Source organism: Synechococcus sp. MU1655 (genome assembly GCF_023630655.1).
Taxonomy (GTDB): Bacteria; Cyanobacteriota; Cyanobacteriia; order PCC-6307; family Cyanobiaceae; genus Synechococcus_C.
The window spans coordinates 1-5,300 of record NZ_JAKUHK010000144.1 but is presented as its reverse complement, the minus strand read 5'-3'; the positions used below and the strand labels follow the sequence as shown (position 1 = coordinate 5,300).

At 55.2% G+C, this 5,300-nt stretch carries 5 protein-coding genes; 1 reads left to right on the top strand and 4 read right to left on the bottom strand.

What is annotated here, in order from left to right; translation table 11 throughout:
* Positions 1–80 precede the first annotated feature (80 nt).
* Positions 81–971 (top strand): methylenetetrahydrofolate reductase, encoded by an 891-nt coding sequence (locus NCN04_RS07650; protein ID WP_048347366.1) that lies wholly within the window; start codon positions 81–83, stop codon positions 969–971.
* On the opposite strand, the gene NCN04_RS07645 is transcribed toward NCN04_RS07650, so the two are convergent.
* From NCN04_RS07645 to NCN04_RS07630, 4 genes are all read right to left on the bottom strand, one after another.
* On the bottom strand, positions 955–2,130 hold the full coding sequence (locus tag NCN04_RS07645) for a nucleotidyltransferase family protein (RefSeq protein WP_048347365.1): 1,176 nt from the start codon (positions 2,128–2,130) through the stop codon (positions 955–957). The genes NCN04_RS07650 and NCN04_RS07645 overlap by 17 nt on opposite strands.
* A gap of 45 nt (positions 2,131–2,175) precedes the next feature.
* Positions 2,176–3,078, bottom strand: a complete 903-nt coding sequence (locus NCN04_RS07640) for a segregation/condensation protein A (RefSeq protein WP_048347364.1) — start codon at positions 3,076–3,078, stop codon at positions 2,176–2,178.
* A 97-nt stretch (positions 3,079–3,175) separates the two neighbouring features.
* Complete coding sequence (locus NCN04_RS07635) at positions 3,176–3,565, bottom strand: lipopolysaccharide assembly protein LapA domain-containing protein (protein ID WP_048347363.1); 390 nt, start codon at positions 3,563–3,565, stop codon at positions 3,176–3,178.
* 90 nt (positions 3,566–3,655) lie between these two features.
* On the bottom strand, positions 3,656–5,287 hold the full coding sequence (locus tag NCN04_RS07630; RefSeq protein WP_250395683.1) for an NAD(P)H-quinone oxidoreductase subunit 4: 1,632 nt from the start codon (positions 5,285–5,287) through the stop codon (positions 3,656–3,658).
* Positions 5,288–5,300: the final 13 nt, after the last annotated feature.

Here is a 5,300-nt window from a genome sequence, read left to right as displayed (position 1 = left end):
CTTCTTGGACCATGATTTGCATCTTAAGCAGGTATGGAGAACCTGATCTTCCATAGTGGCCTGCAGAAGCGTTCATTCGTTTGAGTTCAGCGCTGCAAAGCAGCCTCAAGGCTGGCACCGTCACCATTACGGCTGAAGTGATGCCTCCACGGGGTGGAGACGCATCACATGTTCTTGAGATGGCCAAGGGCTTGAAGGGTCTTGTCCATGCCGTCAATGTCACGGATGGCAGTCGCGCAGTCATGCGGATGAGCAGTCTTGCCGTAGCGCGCCTCCTGTTGGACGAAGGCATCGAGCCCGTGCTGCAGATGGCCTGTCGCGATCGCAATCGCATTGCGATTCAAGCGGATCTCTTGGGTGCCCATGCTTTGGGGATCCGTAATCTCCTTTGCCTCACCGGTGACCCTGTTCGTGCTGGTGACCAGCCCAAAGCACGCCCCGTGAATGAACTGGAATCTGTGCGTTTGCTTCAGCAGGTCACGGCCTTCAATCGCGGGGATGATCCGGTAAAGGGTGATCTTGCCGATGGCCCGACTGACATCTTCGCTGGAGCCGCGGCTGATCCTCAGTGTGCGAGCTGGTCAGGCTTGATACGCCGCATGGAGCGAAAAAAAAATGCTGGGGCACGTTTTATTCAGACGCAGATGGTGATGGATGCTGCTGTGTTGGAACGGTTTTGCCGTGAAATAGCCGAGCCGATGGATCTGCCGGTCCTAGCGGGTGTGTTCTTGCTCAAGTCGGCCCGCAACGCAGCCTTTATTAATCGGATGGTGCCAGGTGCTTGCATTCCCGACAGGCTGATCGCTCGCTTGGAGGCCGCGCCAGACCCTGCGGCAGAGGGAATTCAAATCGCCGCTGAACAGGTTCAGCAATACCTAGGGGTAGCTCAAGGGGTGCATTTGATGGCCATCAAAGCAGAGGAACGCATTCCAGCGATATTGAAGCGAGCAGGCGTCAGCTTGCCTGGGTGAGATCGGTGCCCAAGAGCTCTGCCATGGCTTTCTGTTGAGGAGATGGCTCCACCAAATCCTGGCGGCGTGCATCGGTGATCAACCAATCGAGAGAAGCCTCTTGCAGATCAATGTGATCCCCTTCTTTGTCGACGCAGTAGCGGCCGAACACAAGTTTCTCGACCAGTTGCACGCCCGCCCCGATCCTGGAGTAGTCAAAAATGATCGAGTTGTCGATGGTTGCGCCTTCGCAGATGTAGCAGCTAGGGCCAATCATCGTTGGACCGATCAGCGTGGCGCCATCTTCAATTTTGGTCATCCCTCCCACGTAGACAGGACCTTCAACGTTGATTTTGTCCCAATTGGCCGCCACATTGAGGCCCGTAAACAGGCCTGGTTTGACCTCTTTCCCAGGGACGCCAACTTGGCGAACTTCTCCCTGGAGAACGCTGCGAATGGCTTGCCAGTAATCAGGCACTTTGCCGATATCGACCCATTCAAAATCCATGGGTAGGGCATAAAACGGAGCTCCTTGCTTCACCAAGGTTGGGAAGAGATCGGCACCAATGTCGAAGGATGTCCCAGAGGGAATGTGCTCAAAAATCTCAGGTTCGAAAAGATAGATGCCGGTGTTAATGGTGTCGCTTAAAGCTTCCTCAACACTGGGTTTCTCTTGGAAGGCTTGGATTTTGCCGTCGTCATCGCTCACTACCACGCCGTAGCTGCTCACCTGGTCCTTCGGGACCGTTTTGGTGACAAGACTGGCGAGAGCTCCTTTGGCGCGATGTCGCCTAACGGCCTCGGTGAGGTCGAGGTCGATTAGGGCATCACCACATAACACCACGAAGGTGTCATCAAAAAAGGTTTGAAAATCTTGGATTTTTTTGAGACCACCCGCAGAACCAAGTGCGTCACCGATCAGTTCGCCGTCCTGAATACTGCCCTCGAAGCTGTAAGCGATTTCGACGCCGAAACGCTGGCCATCGCGGAAATAGTTTTCGATTTCCTCGGCCAAGTGAGACACGTTGACCATGACCTCAGTGAAACCATGCTCTTTGAGAAGCTCCAGCAGGAACTCCATCACCGGTTTCTGCAGGATCGGAATCATCGGTTTCGGGATCACATGCGTGATCGGCTGCACCCGGGTTCCTTTGCCTGCGGCCAGGATCATGGCCTTCATGGACGTACCAAGCTTGAAAACGTAGTCATCAACATAAGAGGGTGATTAGGCGGCAATCGCCGGCAAGGTCGGCGTGATATCTGGCACTTCGAGGCTGTTGATCGGCAGTTGAGTGATTTCGCCGGCAACGAGCAAACGCTTTAAACGAATGGGTGCGTGCAGCGAGCCAACTTGTTCCAGTTCGACCTGACTTTGAGAGGACAGGAATAAAAGAGCCCAGAACACTCCAACGCGGTCTTTGTCGAGGTCAGGCGCAGCTGCTTCTGCCCAGCGACTGACGAGAAACTCGAAATCAACCCAGTGCAAGGCCTGTTCCCATTCTTTTAAAAACACCCCCAGTGCGGCAGTGGTTTCAGGCAGTTTTTCCCGGTGGGCCAACGCTGCTACTTGGGCGATTGCCTCACGATTGCTGAAGCGCTTCTGACGCTGGCGCCGGCGCATGTCGAGTTCGTCGGTCTCTAATTGCTCAGCAATGGTCTCCAGCTGTTCGATCAGTTCCCCCAGCGTGACCGGCCGTCTTAAAGGAGGAGGCGCAACAGGGCGCCTTAAAAGGTGACGTTCAGGATGGCGCGGCAAATTGAAGCGGGGATCCAGCCAACCCTGCTCCATGAAGTCAGGGTCAAAAGCGTCTTCCATCATTGGTTCTGGAGGGAGGGTGCTGGCTTCAAGCACCTCCGCTTTGAGCCCCACCAACACCGATGCAGCGAGAAACGCTTCGCTGCTCTCGGCTAGATCGCGTTCGTAACTTCCTCCCGGTTGGCCCAGCTGAGCGGCAACCCGTCGGGGGACTTCAATGCGTTGTCTGAGTTGATCTAAAAACCCGTCTACCACTGAAATGACGTCGACGTCCCAAGGATCGAGAGTGCCACTTTGGGCAGCATCCTGGAGCAGACGAATCGCGAGACGGGCGCCGGCATCAGCTTTTGATGTCAGGCCGGCATCAGACAAAGACAACCTCAATCTGTTGGAAAGGTATCGGTCCAATCCAGGGGACGCCAGTCCCCACAGGAGATTCGCTGCTTTGTGGCTGTCAGGCTTTCACTTTTTAGGACTTTGAGTCGATGTCGACAGTGGGAGTCTCCGTTGAGGTAGAGCCCGAGTCACTACTGCCTGAGGGCAGGAGCCCTAGCTGGGTTTGCACCGTTGAGCGGTAGCGATCGAGATCGGTTTCCAATTCTTGAATGCGAACCTGCTGGGCTTCGAATTCAGTGGCTTTGCCCAATCGCTCCACGGTGTTGAGCATTCCGCTCCAGCTCGCAAAAAGCCAGGCTGCTACAGCACCGATACCCCCTGATAGGAGCAGAAGAGCGGCCAGAGGCAAGGTGAAGTGCATCCACGGCAAGACAGTCACCGTGGTGGGGTTGGTGTTTTCCAACGTGAAAAACACCGTGCCGAGGCCAAAGATGAAAATCAGAGTGAAATTGATCTGACGCATGGCGAAAAGGGCAGAGTGTGCGACAGGCGTCTGAAAATTAAGGAGCGATTCAGTGTCTGAATCGCATTCGCAGAGAAAGGACGAAGTTCTTTACGAGACGGGCTGGCTGGCCTGGGTCAGTTTTGGTGCTGAGAACACCGCTGGCACAAGGGAGGTGCTGCGAATTAGAGGGGCTGTTGGTCGTGTGATCCTCTCCATCGCGACGACATCACGCTCGACAAGAGCTGAGATCGTGTTGCTGTAGCTATCAGTCATCAGCTTTGGGTAGAGCCCGATGCCGATGATTGGAACCAGCAGGCAACCAATGATGTAGACCTCCCTGGGCTCTGAATCGACAAGATTGGAGTGCGATACGAGTTCGCTGTTTTCTTTCCCGAAGAAGATCTCTCTCAGCATCGACAGCAAATAGATCGGTGTGAGGATCACGCCAATGGCTGCGAGACCATCAATCACGATTCGGAAGCTGAGGGTGTAGGCCTCATCCGTGGCAAAGCCTGCAAAGACCATGAGTTCGCTCACAAATCCACTCATGCCAGGCAGGGCAAGGGAGGCAAGGCAGCAAACAGTCCATAGGGCAAACATGATGCGCATCTTTTGGCCAATGCCACCCATCTCATCCAGCTGAAGGGTGTGGGTCCGGTCGTATGTGGCTCCCACGAGGAAGAACAGACTGGCTCCGATCAGTCCATGACTGATCATTTGCAGCATGGCGCCACTCGTCCCTAGCTCGCTGAAGCTGCCGATGCCGATCAGCACGAAGCCCATATGGCTGATGGAGCTGTAAGCGATTTTGCGTTTGAGATTGCGTTGCGCGAAGGATGTGAGCGCTGCATAAATGATGTTCACGACTCCCAGCACCACCAGCAGGGGTGCGAATTGGGCATGCGCTACAGGGAGAATTTCGGCGTTAAAGCGCATCAACGCGTAGCCACCCATCTTGAGCAAAATGCCAGCCAGCAGCATGTGCACAGGCGCTGTGGCCTCCCCATGGGCATCAGGCAGCCAGGTGTGGAGTGGAACGATCGGTAATTTCACCCCGAATGCAATCAACAATCCCGCATAACAGAGCAGCTGAAATCCAGTACTGAAACCCTTTTGGGCGAGAACGCTGTACTCAAAATTGGGGACTCCACCGCCAAAAAAGCCCATGGCGAGGGCCGCCAACAGGATGAACAGAGAACTGCCAGCGGTGTAGAGAATGAACTTTGTCGCCGCATATTGACGTTTCTTTCCGCCCCAGATGGCCAGTAAGAGATAAACCGGAAGCAGCTCCAGTTCCCAGGCGAGAAAGAACAGCAGCATGTCTTGGACTGCGAAGACGGCAATTTGGCCGCCATCCATCGCCAGGATCAAGAAGAAGAACAGCTTGGGTTTGAAGGTCACGGGCCAGGCGGCCAGGACCGCCAAGGCTGTGATGAAGCTCGTCAGCAGGATCAGGGGCATCGAGAGGCCATCGGCCCCAACCGCCCAGGTCAGCCCGAGATTGGGCAGCCAGCTCACCCGCTCTGACAGCTGGAGTCCGCTGTAACTGGGGTCATATCCCGTGAGATAAGCCCCAGCTGTAATAAGGAAGGTGGTGAGAGCAATGCCGAGCGCAAACCAGCGCACCTGTTTGCCATCACCATCGTCCGGAATGAATGGAACGATGAAGGCCCCGATGATGGGGAACAGGATCGAAAGGCTCAGCCACGGGAAAGTGGCCGGAACGATACCGCTTGAGATGTCGAATGCCGGA

Coding starts and splice junctions, on each gene's coding strand:
- NCN04_RS07645 (WP_048347365.1), bottom strand. CDS start 2,130: ATGAAGGCCATGATCCTGGCCGCAGGCAAAGGAACCCGGGTGCAGCCG.
- NCN04_RS07635 (WP_048347363.1), bottom strand. CDS start 3,565: ATGCGTCAGATCAATTTCACTCTGATTTTCATCTTTGGCCTCGGCACG.